This is a genomic window from Pedobacter sp. AW31-3R (genome assembly GCF_052180285.1).
Classification (GTDB): domain Bacteria; phylum Bacteroidota; class Bacteroidia; order Sphingobacteriales; family Sphingobacteriaceae; genus Pedobacter.
In genome coordinates this window covers 5,467,237-5,485,694 of record NZ_CP197475.1, presented here as the reverse complement: position 1 = coordinate 5,485,694, position 18,458 = coordinate 5,467,237, and the positions used below count along the sequence as shown (strand labels likewise).

At 39.4% G+C, this 18,458-nt stretch carries 13 protein-coding genes and 1 tRNA gene; 5 read left to right on the top strand and 9 right to left on the bottom strand.

Annotated elements, in window-relative coordinates; translation table 11 throughout:
- Positions 1 to 24: 24 nt before the first annotated feature.
- The 5 genes from ACSBL2_RS22455 to ACSBL2_RS22435 form a co-directional block, all read right to left on the bottom strand.
- Entirely contained in the window at positions 25 to 1,029 is a 1,005-nt protein-coding gene (locus ACSBL2_RS22455; RefSeq protein ID WP_442588801.1) for an ABC transporter transmembrane domain-containing protein, read from the bottom strand.
- A 207-nt stretch (positions 1,030 to 1,236) separates the two neighbouring features.
- Entirely contained in the window at positions 1,237 to 1,575 is a 339-nt protein-coding gene (locus ACSBL2_RS22450) for a hypothetical protein (protein ID WP_442588800.1), read from the bottom strand.
- Between the two features lie 256 nt (positions 1,576 to 1,831).
- Positions 1,832 to 2,800, bottom strand: a complete 969-nt coding sequence (locus ACSBL2_RS22445) for a hypothetical protein (protein ID WP_442588799.1) — start codon at positions 2,798 to 2,800, stop codon at positions 1,832 to 1,834.
- A gap of 45 nt (positions 2,801 to 2,845) precedes the next feature.
- The gene (locus tag ACSBL2_RS22440) at positions 2,846 to 4,702 is read right to left on the bottom strand and encodes a RagB/SusD family nutrient uptake outer membrane protein (protein ID WP_442588798.1); all 1,857 of its coding nucleotides are present in this window, start codon (positions 4,700 to 4,702) and stop codon (positions 2,846 to 2,848) included.
- Between the two features lie 10 nt (positions 4,703 to 4,712).
- The gene (locus tag ACSBL2_RS22435) at positions 4,713 to 7,865 is read right to left on the bottom strand and encodes a SusC/RagA family TonB-linked outer membrane protein (RefSeq protein WP_442588797.1); all 3,153 of its coding nucleotides are present in this window, start codon (positions 7,863 to 7,865) and stop codon (positions 4,713 to 4,715) included.
- A gap of 1,100 nt (positions 7,866 to 8,965) precedes the next feature.
- On the opposite strand from ACSBL2_RS22435, the gene ACSBL2_RS22430 reads away from it, so the two are divergent.
- The gene (locus ACSBL2_RS22430) at positions 8,966 to 10,639 is read left to right on the top strand and encodes a tetratricopeptide repeat protein (protein WP_442588796.1); all 1,674 of its coding nucleotides are present in this window, start codon (positions 8,966 to 8,968) and stop codon (positions 10,637 to 10,639) included.
- A gap of 208 nt (positions 10,640 to 10,847) precedes the next feature.
- Here ACSBL2_RS22430 and ACSBL2_RS22425 read toward each other — a convergent pair whose 3' ends face one another.
- The 4 genes from ACSBL2_RS22425 to ACSBL2_RS22410 form a co-directional block, all read right to left on the bottom strand.
- On the bottom strand, positions 10,848 to 11,852 hold the full coding sequence (locus ACSBL2_RS22425; RefSeq protein ID WP_442588795.1) for a hypothetical protein: 1,005 nt from the start codon (positions 11,850 to 11,852) through the stop codon (positions 10,848 to 10,850).
- 4 nt (positions 11,853 to 11,856) lie between these two features.
- Positions 11,857 to 12,087, bottom strand: a complete 231-nt coding sequence (locus ACSBL2_RS22420) for a hypothetical protein (protein ID WP_442588794.1) — start codon at positions 12,085 to 12,087, stop codon at positions 11,857 to 11,859.
- A 237-nt stretch (positions 12,088 to 12,324) separates the two neighbouring features.
- Positions 12,325 to 12,398, bottom strand: a tRNA-Ala gene (locus ACSBL2_RS22415).
- A 2,011-nt stretch (positions 12,399 to 14,409) separates the two neighbouring features.
- On the bottom strand, positions 14,410 to 14,781 hold the full coding sequence (locus ACSBL2_RS22410) for a hypothetical protein (protein WP_442588793.1): 372 nt from the start codon (positions 14,779 to 14,781) through the stop codon (positions 14,410 to 14,412).
- Positions 14,782 to 15,378: 597 nt separating this feature from the next.
- Here ACSBL2_RS22410 and ACSBL2_RS22405 point away from each other — a divergent pair.
- From ACSBL2_RS22405 to ACSBL2_RS22390, 4 genes are read left to right on the top strand one after another with little or no spacing between them, the layout of a single operon-like run.
- Positions 15,379 to 15,966 (top strand): hypothetical protein, encoded by a 588-nt coding sequence (locus ACSBL2_RS22405; protein ID WP_442588792.1) that lies wholly within the window; start codon positions 15,379 to 15,381, stop codon positions 15,964 to 15,966.
- Entirely contained in the window at positions 15,966 to 16,817 is an 852-nt protein-coding gene (locus ACSBL2_RS22400; protein ID WP_442588791.1) for an ABC transporter ATP-binding protein, read from the top strand. The genes ACSBL2_RS22405 and ACSBL2_RS22400 overlap by 1 nt, the downstream gene beginning before the upstream one ends.
- The gene (locus ACSBL2_RS22395) at positions 16,817 to 17,647 is read left to right on the top strand and encodes an ABC transporter permease (protein WP_442588790.1); all 831 of its coding nucleotides are present in this window, start codon (positions 16,817 to 16,819) and stop codon (positions 17,645 to 17,647) included. The genes ACSBL2_RS22400 and ACSBL2_RS22395 overlap by 1 nt, the downstream gene beginning before the upstream one ends.
- Positions 17,644 to 18,294, top strand: a complete 651-nt coding sequence (locus ACSBL2_RS22390) for a hypothetical protein (RefSeq protein ID WP_442588789.1) — start codon at positions 17,644 to 17,646, stop codon at positions 18,292 to 18,294. The genes ACSBL2_RS22395 and ACSBL2_RS22390 overlap by 4 nt, the downstream gene beginning before the upstream one ends.
- Positions 18,295 to 18,458 lie beyond the last annotated feature (164 nt).

Here is an 18,458-nt window from a genome sequence, read left to right as displayed (position 1 = left end):
AGCTGGGTTAAATTTTTACTCGTCTTACCCATGTTTCAAATCTCCTTCTTCCAGTTCAAGATCGGTCACTACAGCAAGTTTTTCACTGCCGGTTACCATGTCAAATACAGTATTTAAATTCGTCATCAGTTTCTCTATGGCATAACTGATTTGTACAATAATCACCTCTGCAGCAACAAATTGTCCGAAGGTCATCTGGCGTTCCACGACAAAATAAGAGCCCATTAATAACAGGGAGCCCATCAGGATGGTACGCATGGCTACTGCACTCAGAAAAAACCTTTTGAGAATAGTAAAGTGATCATTACGTGCCTGGATATAATTCGCGGTAATTTCATCGGTACGGGTGATAATTTCCTGACGCTTGGCCGCATCCTGGCGGTAAGGTTCCAGGTCGGCGGCTACCTCTTCCAGGTAGGCCACAACTTCGTATTTATACTCAGACTCTTCAATGCTGGTCTGTACCCCTCTTTTATAATAAAGGGCAAGAATCCCCACAATAACGATGATGACAAAAATCCCAAAGGCCATAAATACCGGATGATAGAAAGACAGCAGGATAACGCTAAAGAAAATCTGCACCACTGCTGCCACCACATCAACTAGCAATTTGGTGAGCCCTTTCTGTATGGTCAGGATATCGAAAAAGCGGTTAATCAATTCCGATGGATTTTCCCCTTCCAGGGCCTGTTTTTTTATCCGTGGCAGTCGGAAAGCAAACTCTAGCGCTGCTTTAGTGAATATTTTTTGCTCAATGACTTCCACTAAAGTCAGCTGTCCGACAAGGAGGAGTCCGCCCGTCACAATACCAAACAGGATTACAGCAATAAGGATATAGGTGGAGCTGTACATGGCTCCGTTAGATAACAGGTTGAAAACTGCACTGGTACCCAGGGGTAGTGACAGTCCGATCAACCCGATCAGCATTGCATAGATATAAATATAATTGATGGTAGAACGCTCGTAATAAAGTAGCTGTATTAATCTTTGCCAAGGCGTGGGAGTGCCGGCTGCATGGTGTTTCTTCATTCTTGTGATAAGATTTGTAATTAAATTAACTCGGAAATCGTAAGCATATGGATGCATACGGCAGGGAATAAAGGTGTATCACTTTACAAAGACAACCATTGTGGGGTCATGCATTCAGTCAACCAGGATGAATATGTAAAAAATAGCTTTGCATATTGCACCGGATTATACTGGGTATACGAATAAACGTACGGAGTACACAATTATCTAAACAAGATGGTTAGGGGGGGGCGTAGGAACGGTAATTAAGGGATGATTGCCGATTTTCATTTTGTAAGAATAGATGCTGACCGGCAAATGGCTAGTCCAGAGGAAATGGCCATGGTCAATACAGGAAAACTGGCAGGTGAGTAGCTTTTTATCAGTTTTCTCAATTGCTTCTTCCTTTGCTTCCTTACTTTCAGCCGCACTTTTTTCTACTGCGAGCGGGTCTCTTGATGATGAAAAATTAGAAATTGAAAACACACATACTTTGAGTGCCATGATACTAATGAGTGTCAGGCCAAACAGGTGTTTTAATAATTTATTTCTTAAGATATTCATCATGTGCTTCCTGCAAATATACGCATAAATCTTTTTTGCAACGATGTTTCAATACACAGAAATCCTTTTTGTAATCAGATTGATAGATAATGAGTTTGGGGTGACTAATCCATCCAAACGCTTAGCCCCGGTAAAACCGGTCTTCTGGAAACCTTGAATTGTAGATGGGAACTATCTCATTTCTCTATCAAAAAAGCCTCTCAGGACTAACTGAAAGGCTTTCTTGAGTTTGAGCAGTTCAACTGCCATGGAAATCTTATTATCGCTGCACTTTCACACTTACATTGATATAAGGTCTTTTTTGATAATCCGAAGTAGAAGCATTGATATATAACATCCCATATTTACCTTCCGGGGTAAGGAAGAACACGGCATTACCAGCTGCCAGACCATTTGCAGCCAAAGTTGCAGCAGTTTCATTGAGCTTAATGGTACGTGCTTTCGCCAGTTCTTCGATTTTTGATCCGGATATTGCACCTGTAAGAAATGCAGTAGCCTGTCCGGTAACCGGCGCACTGAATTGCGTTGTTCTTTTCGGTGTCCAGGTGCTGATGTCATAAACGGTAAGCGGGCTAACGGCTACACTAGGTGAATAAAGATTAACCACATAGGATACCACGGCAGGGGTGGAGTTTGAGGCCAGCTTCCTGTAAATACCAAAATCTATTTTAGCGGAATTGGATGCCCCGTCTGAATAACTGAAAACTGAAGCATCGTTCAGGGAGAAGAAGCTTGGTAATATCTTTGCCACCGAATCGGGCAGATAAATATCCCTATTGGCATAAATCATATAACTTGGATTCACTTCAATCGTTACGCTTTTCTTTCCATCGCCAATAAACACCCCCTTTTGATTTAAGGCATAGATGCGGTAGGTCGTTTTTCCATCACGATCCATCACCAGTTTTATGATGTTTGAAAAACTCCTGCGCTGTGTAGGATCGGTAATCGTATATACTGTACGCGAAGGGGTTTGCGTGCCTGCCGACTTTTCTACAGTATAAGAATACATATCTTCCGAAGCTGAATTAATTGTAAAATCAATCCATACCTCCTCTTTCTCGTTTACCACTTTATAATCGGTAATACAACGGGGATCGCTATTGTTGTAGGTTACGGTTAGATCGGTAAACATGGTAAATATATTTTCAGATTCCTTTTTGCAGGCGCTGAATAGCACTACACCTATGGCGATAAGGAATAACTCTTTCATCTTCTTGGTCTTCATTTTATAATCTTTAAATCAGATAATTAGGGTTGATTGTTCTTCCGTTTAATCAAGTGGATCAAAGCTGCCGCCAGACCAACCAACTGTTGGAACGATATTGGCTCCGAAATTCACAAAATCGTTATGGAAGGTATAGAAATAATGGAATTCCGGAACGTTGTATGGCAGATAAGTGGTATTGGTCACCGTTACAGTCCTAAAGTATCTGTTATATACAGCCTTATCATTGATGTTTAAGGATTCCCTGAACATCACACCATTTCTCATAACTTCCAAAATGTCTTTATCCTCTTTAGCGGATAACTGAATTTCCAGTTTGGACATGTTTCCAGACAACAAATGCATGGTCCGGGATCTTCTTAAATCGGCATTACGTTTATTCTCAAAGGCAAACTCAATTTGCCTTTCGTTAAGAATTAAAGTGCTCAGTGCCGCAGTACCACCCGCCAGGGCCAGGCCATAATCAGCATCCCCTGGTACTACTCCTGCTCTCACTTTAATTTGTCTGACCAAATCTTTTGCTAAGGAGATATTCCCTGTTTCGTTCAGGCAGTCTGCATAATTCAGCATCACCTCTGCAAACCTCATTTCAATCCAATCCATTCCGCTTCCTCCAATACCATTTGAATACTTTACGGCACCTGTTGCTAGTCCGGGGGTAGTAAAGCGGCGCACATATACCGCATTACCATTGGATTCATTGATTGCGGTATTGTATGTCCATTGTTTTCTTGTCGCATTACCGCTTAAAGGATATACACTCCCATTGTAGGCAAATGTGGCTTCAAACCTTGGATCCCTATTTTGCCAAAACATCGTTGCATCATAGGTATATTCTGCAGATGTTCCAATTGGTTTCCCATCCTTCATTGGATAAGCATCCAGCATTTTTGTAGTGGGCACGTAGAATAAATTGTTGGATCCCCCTTCGGAAGTCGGTCTGCTGCGGTACTCCCCATCGTGGCCCCTGGCGTTTAAGGTACTTGAATATGTTCTCACCAGAATAGCTTCTGTATTGGCTGTTCCTTCAGTACGGAAAATATCGCTATAGTTTGGCATCAGCTTCTTTCCAGCTGCAATACATAAATCATAAGCTTCCTTATTTGCCTGAAGTGCATCATTCCATTTCTCCTGTACATAGGGATGTTTTGGATCATTTTTAGGGTTAAATTGGGGGCTGGCCATATACAACAATACCTTTGCTTTGATACATGCAGCAATCAATTTGGTAATTTTGCCTCTGCCACTTCCATCATCTGGGTTAAAGCCTTCAAGCATGGTCATTGCATTATTCAAGTCGCTTAAGATGGCTTCGAAACACTCCCTGGCACTTTTTCTGCCACCCATATAAACCGAACTCTCCAGTTGCGGCTCCAGCGGTAGCGGAACGCCGCCATACACCTTAACCAATTCAAAATAAGTGATGGCCCTTAATGCATGATACTGTCCCAACAATACCTTTTGTATTGCAGGTGCCAATGTCCCTTTCGGGATATTTCCAATGGCATCATTGCACCTGGCAATGTCCCAGTACTTATTTTCACCGGGATTACCACCATATTTGTTGCCCGCGAACCTTACATCATTATCGCCAAGTATTCCCTGTAGTCCGAGTGCCGCTTTGGCATTGGCATCATTATCCGGTAAATAATTCTCATCGCTGGCATAGTGAACTCCATACCGGTCTGGAAGTACCTGCAATGGAAAAGGAGCCATGACCACATCATACACCCTGTTTAAATGCAGTTGAACAGAACCTTCGTTATCCCATATGGCGGCATCGATACCTTCAGTATCGGGTAGAAGGAAAAATTCATCCTTGTTTATACATGCTGGCAAAGCTGCCGACAGTGTTAAAATCAGTACAGACTTTTTTATATAGTTTTTTAATTGCTTAATCATTGCTCAAAAATTACAGGTTAACACTTAATCCCAAAGAAATCGTTCTTAACATCGGATAGTCGTATGCACTTGAGGTGTATGGATCCTTATAAGGAAGTGGGTTGATGATTGTCCACAGGTTATTTCCGGTAAGCAGAAGACGGCCGCCTTCAATTCCCAGTTTTCTGGCAAATGTGCCAGGCACCTTGTAGCTCAAAGTCATGGTATTGATGCGGACCATTGTTCCATCGACAGCCCAAAAATCAGAGTTTTTTGCCAGGGCAGGATCATCAAAACGGGGCAGTTTGCCCTCCATTGGATTTTCAGGTGTCCAGCGGTCTTGCCAGATGGTTAAAATGTTCCTGGTGGCAGAAGGAGCAATTCTAGCCCTGCTATCGTAAAATACCTTGCCACCAAACCGTGCATTGATATTCGTACTTAGCGCAAGATTCTTGTAAGTCAGGTTCAATGAAATACCTGAAGAGAAAAAAGAATTTGTGTTATTATACATGGGCTGCATGTCACTATCACTGATGACACCATCGTTATTGGTATCTTCGAAATATAGCCATCCAGGCTGCGGGATTCTGTCATACAATCTGTAATTCGGGTACTTGGCCATCCAGGCATCTACCTGGGCCTGAGTTCTGAACATCCCAATTGTTTTTAAGCCAATATTGCTTGAAGAATACCTGCGCGGATCAGTCCCAAACTGGATTTGCCAATCCTGGGCTACATTGTTGATCAGGTTACCCGGAGCATAAAGTATTTTATCGACAACAGAATTGCCATAACCAAAGTTCATGCTGGCACTAAGGTTCAGGTTCGTCGCAAGCTTTGCCTTATAGCCAAGGCTAAACTCAGATCCCCAGTTATAGGTCTCCCTGTAATTGATGATTGGTGCGGCGGTACCGAAATACAGGGGAAATAAATTATTTCCGCCTAAATCAAATGCATCATAATTGTAATTTTTGAAGACCTCTACACCAAAGTCTAACTTATTGTTGAACATCGATGTTTCCAAACCAAGGTTGATTGTCCTTTTCTTTTCCCAGGTGATATCGGGGTTAGCCAACCGGGAACGGTTTAAGCTGTTTTGATTGGAGTTTCCATAGAGGTAACCATTGTTTACGTCGATCAGGAACCTATCCTGCCACAGGCGCTGGTCAACCCTGTCATCACCAGTGATGCCGACATTCAATTTTAATTTCATAAAATTGATAAAGCTGGTTAGTTTGGATTTTTTAAAGAAGTCCTCCTGACTCACTACCCAGCCAATACCGGCATTGGGCGAAACTCCCCAACGGTTCCCTGTCGCGAAGTTAGATGAGGCATCTATACGGGTGATCACCTCTAACAGGTATTTCTTATTAAAATCATAGTCGAAACGTCCGAAGAACGAACGTTTTGAAACGGCAGTCCTGGAAAAGTTTTGACGGGTCAGGGTGGTCGCATCAAAAGCCCAATATTGGTCAATATTTGGAATCAATTGATTGCTATACCGCACTGTTGAATTTTGTGAATTTCCTTCACTCTGTTCCGCACCCAATAATAAACCAACTGAATGTTTTGCAAATGTTCTGTTATATTGTAAGGTAATAAAGCCCTGGTAGCTATTGTTTTCAGATACACCAGGAGTAATCGTTGCATTTGTTGCACTGGTTGGTTCAAAGTAAGAAGAAGTTGCAGAAGTGTTGACCAGCTGATCGGTAAATAATTCCTGATTATTTCCTCTTCTCACGTAATTATAAAGTTTATATGGCGGGATGTACTGTGTAGATTTCGATGAGCCGCTTGCCTGGGAAATCTGGAATTTAGCTGTAAATCCCTTCAAGAAGGAAGGTTCATAAGTCAAACTTGCATTTATACGGTAACCTTTGTTGCTGCTGTTGTTATAATAACCCGACTCTGCTACAGCTTTTGGGTTAATCAGGTTATTGTAGTTTAGGTAATTGCCGTTGATGCTGATGGGAACCCACCTTGGGATACTCACGATCCGCTCGAAGAATTGGGAATCATTATCTTGTGCATTATGGTGCTGTTCCCTTGTATTATAGTCTACGTTGAAGTTGATGTCAGCTTTCAGACCATTTGCGAAGGAAGCAGTTACGCCACTTCTGAACCCATATTTGTCAAATTTCATTCCGGCATAGTTGGCATTTTCGCTTTGATAATTACCACCCGCGAAGAAAGTTATTCTTTCACTGCCTCCGGAAAAACCAACATTATGTCTTTGCATGGTTGAGGGTTGCCACACCTCATCGTACCAACTTTTGTAGTTCAATGTTTTGATGTACTCCAGATCTTCCGGCAAGAATAGATTTGACAAAGGCGCACTCTGTGTACGGTAGGTATCATTTAAAAGCACGGCATGGTCATAAGCAGATAACATTTCCGGCTCTTTTGCCGCATCCGAAATACCTAAATAACCATTGTAGGTAATACTCGTTCTGCCACTTTTACCTTTCTTCGTGGTCACCAAAACAACACCTTTTGCACCTGAAGCTCCATAGATGGAAGCTGAAGCATCCTTTAGGAATGTTAAATTCTCCACCATCGAGGCATCAATATTATCAAATGCATCTCTGGTAACCGTAATACCATCCACCACATACAGTGGTTCTGAAGTACCACCGGGAACCGATTCTGAAACTGTGGAATTCCTGATGTTTAGGGTAATGGGAGAACCCGGGCGACCAGAGGACTGGCTTACCCCTACGCCGGCAACCCTGTTTCTCAATGCGCCGGCTAAATTGGGCGCTGGTACATCTTGTATGTCGGCACCGGTGATCGTAGCAATTGATCCCAATACCTCACTGCGTTTTTTTGTGCCATAACCTACAACGACAACAGCATTTTCGTCTAATGATTGACTGTCTTCTGCTAAGCTCACGGTTAGGTTGTTTTTGCCAGCCAGGGGAATGATCTGCCTCACATATCCCAGGAAAGAGAAAACCAGGGCATCTGTAGCGGGGTCTGCAAGCAATGCGAATTCACCTTTCTGATTCGTGCTTACATTATTGGTTTTCCCCCGTATGCCAATCGTTACCCCGGGTATTGGCATCCCATCTTTCTTATCTACAACCTTACCAGTAATTTGCCGCTGTTGTGCGAACATAGTTGTACTGGTAATTATCATGAGTAACAAAACCCAGGAAAATTCGCGTAAAAGTTTTAAGTTCATAAATTTAATATATTTGGTTTATTTTGGTACTAATTATGTTCAGCGGAGCGCTTAAACAACGCTGATCGGTGGTTTATCTCCTGTTGATGAGATGGCCTGATGAAGCTATTTTAAGTTGTATTTATACAGATTCGTAAATATTAGTTTCCCTGTTAAGAAGTATGTGGCCTGGATAATCTGTTATTTCCTTGATCTGGCGCTCAGTATTCCCTGAATTCGCAAATCAAACAAATGAATCAGTTTTCATGAATACATGTTCACCTGAGCGTCCACACCAAATGGGGGTTCGCTAAACGCCGTAAATCTCTTCAAGAGAATAATATGTTTTACATATTTATATGGTTATATATTAGTTGTTAAACAAATTATGTCCGGGAATAATTTGTCGGTTTATATTTTGGTTAGCCTATTCCGCCTAACACAAAACTCTACAATCAATCACACTTTTTACTAGTGCTTTTTAGCATGTTAATATATGATATTATCATGATAGCACTTTTCTGTATTGTAGTGGTATTGTTGTTTAAATATGGATTGATATTTTATTTTTATATAAAAAATCTCTTTTGATAACTTTAAAGTTCAGTGTGTTTTAGGATTTGACTGTGAAAATCAGTTTTTCAAATGCTGATATGCTCATTTCAGATCGGCATCCGAATGCTGCTGAGCATGAATTATTGGTTTTAATGGGTGATAGATGTGTTAAATTACAATACCACTACACTTTGGGGGGATATACTTGGAAGGTAGAGATTCCGGGAAGGACTGCTATGATTACTTTGAATTTAATGATGAGCCTAAAATTATCCCTCTGGTCAGCTTCTCTGAATTGCCGGATCTTTAGCCTCGTTCAATGCAGTTTGTTTGACTAACTCTTGGCCACTAATTCATTCTGTTTCCCCATATCATCATTAGATTTTTGGCACAAATATTTATTGTTCCACTTCTTCACCTTATTTAATGTCAGAAAGCGCCTGCATTTTTTGACTAAAGTGGTACAACTACAGGTTGTTTTTTGTGGTCAATATTTAATTCAGGTGAACTATATATTTTCAATATAAACTTTATCTTTATGCTAAATAGCTGATAAAAAGTAAGATATGTTACAGTCAACTGAGAGTCTTGAAAAGGAAGTCGATAATCTTTATAAGAAGAAAAAATTCAAAGATATAATTAAAATCTTGCCGGAGAGTATCTTGATTGGTTGTAAGAACGCAAATTTATTCGCTTTCAGGGCTCTCTCTCATGATAAATTGGGTCAAAGTGGTCTTACTAAGTATTACGCTAATGCTGCCATTGATTTGGATACTAATTTGTATAAGGCATATTATGCCAGAGGAAATTCATATTTAGATACTAACGAAATTCCAAATGCAATAAGAGATTTTAATAAAGCAATTGAATTAGAGCCAAACCATATTCTAAGCTATAATAACAGATCATTATGTTTTCGAAGATTGAAGGATTACATCAAAGCTTTGGAAGACATTGATATGGCCATCAAATTGGATCCGAAAATAAGTATACTTTACAATAATAAAGGACTTGTATTTGCTAGCCAAAAGCAATATGATTTAGCTATAAATGAATTTATCCATGCAACACATCTGGATAAGAAGTTTAGTGCCGCGTATAACAATCATGGTAATACTCTCGCTCAACAAAAAAAATATCCTGAGGCAATTGAAAAATATTCAACTGCCTTAGATATTAATCCGTCATCTGCAAACACCTACTTTAATAGAGCTAAAGCATTTAAAGAAATTCGGGATCATGAGAATACAAAGAAAGACTTAGAGGAATTCATCGCTATAAATAATAATCCTAATGACAGGGTTTATCTTTATTCACTCACAGAACTAAAAGAAGTAGATTTAAAAATACAATACAAGTGGTATGATGAGATTGACAGTGTAATTAATGAAATAAAATCACTTTTACTATTCGAAGACTTATGCGTAACACATTATACAAGTTTAACTGCCACTAAAGCAATGATTTTGCAAAAAAGTCCATTTCGATTATCTGAAGGGGCATTTTTGAACGATACCTCAGAGGGACGTGAATTATTTTCCTTTTTAAACTTTAACAATTCAAAAAATAAAGATAATAATACTGTTTATACATCATTTGTTGAAAAACCATTTGTCGGAAGTTTTGTTGAAGAAAAGAAGCATAATGATTTAACGTTGTGGAGAATGTATGGCAAAGAAGCCTTATCTGAAGCAAAAGGTTGTGCACTTACTATTAACCGGGAAAAATTTATTGAGAGTATTGAAGATGTAATTATTGCCTTAAACAACGAAAAGATCTATCCTAGAGAATTGGGACAAGAACCTGCTTTTTATCGGATAGCTTATTTAATTAATGATAAGTTTGTCATTCCAGGCGATAATGGATCAAAGAATGAATCGAGATTAAATGATAGCATGAATATGCTAAAAGAGATGGTCATTTCTTTGAATCAACCTCAGCAGGATTTAATTTATCAAATCCTAACAAATATTGCTTATTTTTTCAAAAGCGGTGAATATCAATATGAACATGAAGTCCGTCTGGTGGTGCCAAGTACTATAATGAAAAAGAAATTTGATATGAACTTAAGCCCACCAAGAGTATATGTTGAATTATGTGAAATAACACCTTTGCTTGAACAAATTACCCTTGGTCCAAAAGTAGAACGTGCAGATGAATGGGCTTCAGCATTTAATTATTTTATAGAGGATCAGCTTCTAAATGTTAAAATTATTATGTCTCATTTACCATTTAAGTAATTCAATTTTAGGTATTCTATTCAAAGTAACCTACCATTTATAACATCAATGTTTAATCGGAAAAAGTACTTGATTTTTGGAGATGAAGGCTGATTATTGTAGAGATTCTCAATATGGAAATCAAATTGGATGGTAAATGCGGCATTGGCTATTTCTTCACCATTTTCCTTTCTTTTCGTGATGTTAATCTGGAATATTATTCCACTGTCTAAATTTGGTTGAAGACGAATAAGGAGGCAACAATAAAGCCGATCAGCAATATGGAAGTTACAATCCTGGCACGTTTAGACAACGGTTGAGTACCATTGTTAGCAGGAAAAAAAGACATCATTAGTATGGAAAAATGGAGCCATGAAAAAAAAAGTGTCACGGCTCCGAAGATTTTCCGCCAGGCATCAAGTTCAATTAACCATGGAAAAATAAAGGTAACAATGAGCACCAAACCTAAAAAGGAAAGAGCTACGTATTTTAAAACCTCCGTATTTTGTCTTACCTCGAAGTTGTAACGGATGTTCATATTCTGCACTGTTGAAAAGGGGATAATGAAAATATCGCCTGGGATATGTTTCATTCCATCCTGAGATTGTGAAAACCTACTGGCACCTGTCAGGTAAAGGGTATCCAATTCATTTTTGGCATTTAAGGTATATTGCGTGAGTAGTCCTGAAAAGAGATTTGATTTGCCGTCATTATCTCTGAGCATGAGGTCTACTTCCGTTGATAAAACTCTTCCCCGGCCTGTCATCTTAAATTCCGGTGTGCGTAGGATCTCCCCTTTGAAATAATAATGCCATTGATTGAGAAACCTGAAGGCAGGAAATTTTAAATCAAGACCAAGCATCCTAATCACCTTGAACAAAAAGAAACCAAGGACTGCTGCAAGTACCACCGAATAAATAGCATAAAATAACACGTAAAGTAATTGATCTGGCGTGGCATTGGGAAGTTTATTCTCCACAACATTTCTATATAAAGTTTGGAGCATTATTCTCCAATCCAGATAACTCACATTAATGATTCGGCTGAAGGTCAGTATACTGATAATTTGAACCAGAATTCCCCAGAATAGGCTTGTAATGATGCGATCTGCAAAAATACCAGTGTTAAATTGTCCTGAAAATGCCCCCTGAAAAAAGAAACGTTTGAAAATGATTCCAGGAACAATCAGGATAACGATATATGCAAAACTGAATAGGGTAACACTTGTATCCACTTCATTATGTGGTTAATTCTAATTCCTGATCGTTACTTAATTTGACCTTTTCAGTGCCATGTTCACCTGCGTCTTCAAGTTTACGGAGTTTGCCCAATGCTTCCAAATAATTCTTTTTATCCTCCGGATTGGCCATAATTTCTTTGACGCGGTTGCTCATTACATCGGTATCTGAACCGAAAAATGTCTCGAGAAGATTTTTCATGCTGATAGATAGTTCTTTGATGATGGTCATGGCTCTTGAGATAACTGAATACTAATATAAACAATTTTTAGAGATGTATAGTTGAAAGTTAAAAAATACAAGATGATATCGGAAGCTTCGTTAGAGGCTGTTATTCTAGTTCTATCCGCATACGGCACTGTATTCTTCTGGAGGGTGGTGTTTGCTAGGATTTAGTAATATGTAAGTATTAAAAAAGGTAAAAACCAAAAAAGCCTTCCAGAACTAACTGAAAGGCTTTAATCAACGTGGAGAATACCGGATTCGAACCGGTCACCTCTTGCCTGCCAGGCAAGCGCTCTAGCCAAATGAGCTAATCCCCCGTGGGGTGCAAAAGTAATTAAAACTTCCACTCTTCCAAATTTTATGTTAAAATAAGTGGTTTTTAGGCATTAAGTAAATGATTTTTAAATAAATAATCACAAATCAATATTTAGCTTATTCCCCACTTTAAAAACTCACACTGTTTTTTACACTGCAACCATGAGAGAACCGTGTGAAAATTATCCCACATCTGACCATAACAAACAAATTATAGTTACTATTAAAGTCTTTTTAGAAAAGAGGAAAATCAAAAAGGACAATACATATCCAGCATGTCTACGCATTTATTACACTAGATTCAATCTAACTGGTATAATTAGCCTAAACTACTGTCATCATATCTAATTTTGTAATAAGCAGCGCAAGATATGGTAGGTAGGAGATACCCTAACGTCATTAACATAGTCTCTATGCTTAACATTTCTCCAGAAGAACTGCCAATAACTAAAAAATAGCCTATTATGGAAATGCATGTTACTGCAATTAATATCGACTTAGCTTTTGAATTATCGAAAGACCGCCTCTGCAAAAGTAAGAATGAGATATAAAAGATAATGAAAGCTGGAAGCAAAAGTAACGCATTGCAAAACAGCAAAATGAAGAAGGGCGAGAAATCGTTCAGCGTCATTTTCATGGTTCCTTTTATTTCAGTCGCATGAGGAGCCAAGGACATAAGCAGACTTGTTATCGACAGGCCTGTTAACCACACTTTTACCGGGTATAATTTATTATACTTCATGGAGTGCATTTGTATTGTAAAATACGATAGCAAAAACCAATGGCAAAGCATAACTGCCCATTAGCAATACATTATTGTAATGCCAAATCTTACTGAGATCTGGTAAAGAGAAGAGAATAAATGCTACAATACAACAGAGCAAACATATTGGTACAAGTAGCATCCTAATTATTAAAGGGGATAATGAGAGTCGCCTCATCCATGAATAACAAAGTTTAAGAAAGAGAAATGCTGGAATTGACACAAAACCACCTATGAGTACCACTATGATATAAAATTGTAGAAATCCACTAGAGAAAATATACTGTACTAAATCAGGCTGAGTAGAAAGAGAAAGCATAAGCAAAGGCGCAATAAGCACGCTTGTCATCCAAACCTTAAATGGATAGCTGATTGTATTCCTCATGATTGTAAATGTAATAACGGCAATGGCATTTTGAAAATATAATATTTAGTAGCGTATTGGTCCCCCGTTACCAGCATTATTAAAAGTGAAATAACGCACAGGGTTCCGCGCTCAAAGAGGCAGCATTCATATCTCATATTTATCCACTATTTAAAAGGTGAAGTATTGTAATCACATAAGATTGAGGAGGGGTAAAGATTATTTTTTTTATTAATTTAAAATTAAATAAACACACTTTTTTTCAGCTAAAATGGCTATGGACAATGCTGTGAAAGAGCAAGATAATTGGCCTCTGCAGAAAGGGTACGTATTCGGGAACGATTCGATACGTCCTCGGGCAAGGTAGCATTCAGGTCTCGGTTAAGTGCCAGCTACGAGCGTATTTTTTTTACTAGCTTGTTTTGGTCGGAGGTAGCGGTTATCCAATGCTTAGTTAAAAGGCACCTTCACCGAGGACATGACGAATACGTACCTTACAATTACCATCCCTTGGTAACTGTAAGGTACAATATGAAAAGATAAATCTTCGTATCCTGCACTTTAAAGCCAATCTCAGGTCTTATTTTCGTGGAAATGAACTGTTAGTTCATCTCAAAAATAAATTGCTTATAGTCGCTTAATTTAGCCTGGATATTTTAGGATGTTCATCGGCTGTTTCTGGATCCCTCAAAACCTGCATTAAACATAATTTTAAAGGTGAACAGCATCATAAGAATGGTAATGAAGGAACGCGTTGATTGGGTAAACTAATAGTTAACTACTCGTCTGCCGAAAAAGGCATCGCCTGGAAGCTTTAACCATAAATGTTACCTGAATAGCGGAGAGTTACATGGTCAGCTGGTCAATGATGATCAATAAAATACCTTTACTCAGCAGGTAGTAATATTTTAACATCCCAATAGTCCGTTACTGGCTGTATGTTTGAACCCTCGTAAACCAGCTTTTCATTTTTATTATACACTTTGACAGTTAATTTCTGTTGTTCAACTAAGGAACTGAGGTGCATACTTAACGTATATCCAGCTTTGTAGTTGAATGCAAATTTAGGAGAATCTCCATTTGCATTACTGAATCCCTGATACTGATCAGGCATCCCGTAATCAATTTTGCAGTTTACACAATTGACAACGATATAAGCACTTTTATTATTAACTTCTTCATCCACCGGCAGGTTCTTATCTTTTTTACAGCTAACTATCAAGAGAAGAATAGGGAAAAATAATTTAAGAAATTTCATTTGGTTGTGTATTATATGTAAAATATATTATTCAATATCCAGGCCATTTTGAGGTTAAATAGATCTTAGGTGTTAAAAAAGTTTATTATTGATGTTTTTAGCATTAAAAATCGTTTTTTTTAATATCCATGATATTTTTATCAGATAACAGGGATGCCCGATGTCGGAGAAAACATATCTCAATTTTCCCCCAATTGTGGCGGAGTTTTCCATTGTTTCACAGGTCTCCTGAGCAATTTTTACCAAGAAAGGATGATACGGAAAGTAAAGGTTACCAGGAAATATGTATACCTACACTACTGATAATCAATAAAAAAGTAACTTTAACGCCAACACTTTTTATATAACGTTTCACATGCCTGTGCACTGCCAATCATTCATAAATGAAGCCTGATATCACCACTTCGCACATCACCTCTTGTAAAGCTGAGTAGTACACATCCATACAAAGTAACCCTGGTATCACCATGCCACTATTGCGGGCTTCATCAGCTCATTGTTCAAAAGCCTCATTTTAATTTTCCGAAAACATTTTTGCGACAGATTGTGTATCTTAAGGGCAGTTTTAGTGTAACAACCCAATATTCAACGAATTTAATGCCGCAGAAACGCCATCTGATCAGTGACCGAAACAGTGTCGATTTTCACAGATTACCTAAACAGCCCAGCATAACCGTATCTTACTGGAATGTGGGTGTTTTGCTGCACCTCTCTGTGTTCCTGTTTGTACTTGAATCATGGTTCTACTGGACCAGGCTTCAACTGGCTTATTTCGAGGGTTCATGGATCTTTATCTTATTCTGGCTGGGCTGTGTCTTGTTCGCCTTTAGCCATATTTTCCTGGTGATCATGGACGCCTGGTCAAGGTTTCAGAACTATAAAAGGATAAAGGATAATTTGTATAGCCACGGTTTCAGCCCTAAAATTGCCAATCCCTATATGGGATCAAAATGTCAGCGTACCGCATTTATGGTGGCGGCGAAAGAGCTGGGAATGGAAAAGGAAGTCAATAGTTACTACCATAGGATAGGGATTAGGTGGTATCATTTTATACCGCGCTTCATGATCGAAGATCCCTTGTTCCTCTTCAGGAAATCTTTTGTTTCCCGTACCTTTTTGGAAAAATACTATAAACCCAGGTTCAACTTCAGGGACCGTGGTATCAATTATAAAATAGCTGAATAATGCTTGCAGGTAACAATTTAAGTAAAAGCTATTCTTCTGGAAAAGCACTAAACAATGTCACCATCCACATTCCCCCCGGGCAGATTTGTGGTCTGCTGGGAAGAAATGGTGCCGGTAAGACTACACTGTTCAAAATTTTATGCGGACTCATCCATCCAGACGCAGGACAGGTGACCATCAACTCTAAACGTTCTAAACCGGTAGGGGGCATCATTGAGCGGCCGGGGCTGTATAACTTTCTGAATGCCTATGACAACATCAAAATCTTCGCAGGTATACAGGGAGCACCAACAGATCGCTTGTCCATTGAGCAGACCTTACTGAAAGTGGGCTTGCCGCTGGACCGTAAAGATCCGGTAAGGAACTTCTCGCTGGGGATGAAACAGCGGCTCGGAATAGCCATTGCCCTGATCAATGATCCGGAATGCCTGGTGCTGGATGAACCTTTCTCCGGACTCGATCCCATTGGGGTGGCTTCCTTAATCCTCCTTATACAGAAGCTGGCTGCCGAAGAAAATATTGCAATCCTGCTTTCCTCACACATGATGGGAGAAATCAGCAAGTGTTGCCATTATCTCTATGTCATTGAAAAAGGGGAAATCGTGAATGCCGGCATTACCAATGACCTGATCAACCAGCACATCACCAGCTTTAGCATCACAGCAGCTAATATTGCGGCTTCCTCCACCTTACAGCATTATCAGGTGGAGTGGGGGACGAATGATGCCAGGGTGTCCTGTACGGCCAAAGCCATCCCCTCCCTGCTCAACGAATTGTTGAAAGAAGGGATTGAAGTAACCGCCTGTACCCCGGTGTTAACCTTAGAACAATTAATTAAAAAGGCTATTTAATGAGATTATTGCTGTCGGCTGAACTTTTGAAGCTTGTAAAACAAAGTAAAACCTATTACGCATTAGGCGCAATCCTGGTCATAGAGACCCTGATCCTGATCACTGCTTATTTCCAGGGCAGTACCATCCTGGACCTGTTACTGGATAACCTCAAACAGTCTTTTTATTTTGAAGGCAGTCTGCTGAATGGAAACCTGATCATGTATATTGTGCTCAATTCCTTGTGGTTTAATGTGCCACTGATCCTGATGATCGTGACCTCGGGCATTGTGACCGACGAGTATAAGGATGGAACCATGCAAACCGTCATGCTGCAGGCCGTTAAGAAATGGAAGTTTATAGCAGCCAAATATATGATCGCGGTGTTTTTTACCATCCTGGTGATTGGCTTTATGATGCTGACGACCTTTGTTTTGGCCTATTCCATCTTTGGAAGTGGCGATTTGGTGGTTTACCTGAATACGCTTAACTTTTTTGAAGCTGAGGATGCCTTTCACCGCATCTGCTGGGCATTCGCTTCAGGGGCTGTGTCTATGGTGTTCTACTGTGTAGTGAGCCTAACCCTGGCTATTTTTATCAAGGAGGCAGCCAAAACCTGGATCGCTGCAGCACTGTTCCTGATTATCACTACCCTTTTGCTGAAAGTAGATTTTGTTGTTCCTGCACTGAATAACTTCTTTTTCCCTAAACTCATTGATACCTGGCAGCAACTGTTTTATTATGAGCCTGACTGGACGCAAATTTTGATCAATAACGCTATACTCTTACTTTATACCCTCGCATTTGCCGCTGCGGGAACATTTGTATTTCATAAAAAAGACATCGGATGATTAAGCCCCTATTTGTATTTCTTGTATTTGCCAGCCAGTTTGTCTATGCCCAACAAATTGATGCAGATCTCCTCCGTATCAAAAAACGCATGGATTCTGTGAAACAATTTTCTGCCTCACTGGTCCTGGATCTTGATGTTCCTTTTATCAAAATGCCGACTAAAACAGCCAAAATTTCCTATGCTACAGGAAAGCGGATGGAGTTTAGCTCTACAGATTTTGTGATGCTGCCCAAACGCGGCCTTGATTTTTCCCTGTCGGAGATCTTTAAATATCCCTTTATTACGGTCGACCGTGGTCTGGAAAAACGTAATGGCAGAACTTTGAAAGTGATTAATATTATCCCAACAACCAATCAGTCAGACCTTGCACTGGCTACACTTTATATGGATACCCAGGCCGTGCGTATAGTCCAGTCTGAAATCAATACCCGTAAAGAAGGTTCTTATACCTTGTTGATGAACTATGCCTTGTTAAAAGATATCCTGCCAGCTTATGTTGAGGCTACTTTTGCAATCGAGCGACTTAAAATACCGCTCAATTTTATGGGTAAGGGGACGACCATCGACCGAAAAAAAATGCGCAGCATGGAAACAAAAACCGGTAAAATCAAAATGCAGATCAAGAATTATAACATTAAGTATTAATCTGTTTCCGCAGGAAGGTTCTGGTATAAATTTTGACCCGCTATTGCAGAGCTTATCCCCTGCATTGGTCATAAAGACAGCAAATTGGCTTGAAATAAATATTTTGATATTGTGTCAAAATATTGAGAAATTATCTATAATTTGTTTTAAGTTCCCACACGCAC

What these genes read in the sequence shown, in the direction of transcription:
- ACSBL2_RS22400 (WP_442588791.1), top strand. Translation starts at nt 15,966, where the DNA reads ATGCTTGCAGGTAACAATTTAAGTAAAAGCTATTCTTCTGGAAAAGCA.
- ACSBL2_RS22445 (WP_442588799.1), bottom strand. Translation starts at nt 2,800, where the DNA reads ATGAAGACCAAGAAGATGAAAGAGTTATTCCTTATCGCCATAGGTGTA.
- ACSBL2_RS22405 (WP_442588792.1), top strand. Translation starts at nt 15,379, where the DNA reads ATGCCGCAGAAACGCCATCTGATCAGTGACCGAAACAGTGTCGATTTT.
- ACSBL2_RS22440 (WP_442588798.1), bottom strand. Translation starts at nt 4,702, where the DNA reads ATGATTAAGCAATTAAAAAACTATATAAAAAAGTCTGTACTGATTTTA.
- ACSBL2_RS22395 (WP_442588790.1), top strand. Translation starts at nt 16,817, where the DNA reads ATGAGATTATTGCTGTCGGCTGAACTTTTGAAGCTTGTAAAACAAAGT.
- ACSBL2_RS22390 (WP_442588789.1), top strand. Translation starts at nt 17,644, where the DNA reads ATGATTAAGCCCCTATTTGTATTTCTTGTATTTGCCAGCCAGTTTGTC.
- ACSBL2_RS22410 (WP_442588793.1), bottom strand. Translation starts at nt 14,781, where the DNA reads ATGAAATTTCTTAAATTATTTTTCCCTATTCTTCTCTTGATAGTTAGC.
- ACSBL2_RS22430 (WP_442588796.1), top strand. Translation starts at nt 8,966, where the DNA reads ATGTTACAGTCAACTGAGAGTCTTGAAAAGGAAGTCGATAATCTTTAT.
- ACSBL2_RS22435 (WP_442588797.1), bottom strand. Translation starts at nt 7,865, where the DNA reads ATGAACTTAAAACTTTTACGCGAATTTTCCTGGGTTTTGTTACTCATG.
- ACSBL2_RS22450 (WP_442588800.1), bottom strand. Translation starts at nt 1,575, where the DNA reads ATGATGAATATCTTAAGAAATAAATTATTAAAACACCTGTTTGGCCTG.
- ACSBL2_RS22455 (WP_442588801.1), bottom strand. Translation starts at nt 1,029, where the DNA reads ATGAAGAAACACCATGCAGCCGGCACTCCCACGCCTTGGCAAAGATTA.
- ACSBL2_RS22420 (WP_442588794.1), bottom strand. Translation starts at nt 12,087, where the DNA reads ATGACCATCATCAAAGAACTATCTATCAGCATGAAAAATCTTCTCGAG.